The organism is Rhodococcus sp. NPDC056960 (assembly GCF_042674125.1).
In the GTDB taxonomy this organism is placed as follows: Bacteria; Actinomycetota; Actinomycetes; order Mycobacteriales; family Mycobacteriaceae; genus Rhodococcus_F.
In genome coordinates, this window is record NZ_JBHURF010000092.1 from 1 (window position 1) to 1,220 (window position 1,220).

Annotated in this window: 1 protein-coding gene; it reads left to right on the forward strand. The window is 69.3% G+C overall.

The genetic code is table 11. From position 1 onward, the window contains the following. Positions 1-1,163 (forward strand): phosphoribosyltransferase (locus tag ACFTWF_RS45040; RefSeq protein WP_378467536.1); only part of this gene is annotated, 1,163 nt, incomplete at its 5' end. Positions 1,164-1,220: the final 57 nt, after the last annotated feature.

Consider the following 1,220-nt stretch of genomic DNA (forward strand, 5'->3'; position numbering starts at 1 on the left):
TGGCCTTCGGGGCCATCGGCGAGGGCGGGGTTCGGGTGATCGACGCCGACGTCGTCGAGAGGGTCGATCTGACGTGCACGGACATCGCCGCGGTCGAGCAGCATCAACTCGCCGAATTGAGCCGCCGCACGGAACTCTTCCGCGGCCGCTTCGACCGGATGCCGTTGACGGGCCGGACCGCGTTGATCGTCGACGACGGCGTCGCCACCGGTGCGACCGCCCGCGCGGCATGTCAGGTCGCCCGCGCGCAAGGCGCCGCCCGGGTGGTGATTGCGATTCCGATCGGCTCGCCCCGCAGCATCGACGACCTCGCACGGGATGCGGACGAGGTTGTGTGCATGGAGACCCCGAAAGGATTCTTCGCGGTCGGGCAGGGCTACCGCGATTTCTCCCAGGTCACCGACGAGGAGGTGACCGAACTGCTCGCCGGTGCACGCGACGGCTTCCGGGAACCGGCGGTGACGGCACCGGTGCGGGAGAGCGACGAGGATCCGCCGCTGCGCGACAACGACATCGAGATCGATGTGGTCGGGGCCCGACTTTCCGGGCACCTCGTCGTCCCGGAGAACCCGATCGGGATGGTGGTGTTCGCGCACGGCAGCGGCAGCAGCCGGCACAGCCCCCGCAACCGCTACGTCGCCGATGTGCTGAATCGGGCCGGACTGGCCACCCTCCTGTTCGACCTGCTCACTACAGCCGAAGAAGGCGACCGGGCGGCGGTATTCGACATCAACCTGTTGGCCGGGCGGTTGGTACAGGTCACTGGCTGGCTGACGACGCAACCGGACGTCGCCGGGTTGCCGGTCGGGTATTTCGGGGCCAGTACCGGCGCCGCTGCGGCACTGTGTGCGGCCACCGACCCCCGCGTCGAGGTCACGGCCATGGTCTGCCGCGGGGGCCGCCCCGATCTCGCCGGGGAGTGTCTGAGGAAGGTGCACACCAACCCCTTGTTGATCGTCGGTTCCCGTGACGAAGCCGTCCTCGACCTCAACCGGCGGGCACAGGCCGTGATCCCAGGCAAGTGCCGCATCGAGATCGTGCCCGATGCCACCCACCTGTTCGAGGAACCCGGAGCCCTCGAACAGGTCGCCGAACTGGCCCGCACGTGGTTCACCACCTACCTCCCGGCCCGCGGCCTCAGATCGTCGCGGCACCGGGGTTAGACACACCCCACGAGAGAGCGCACACCGGCCGGTGCGGACACGGTGCGTTCCCGCTCC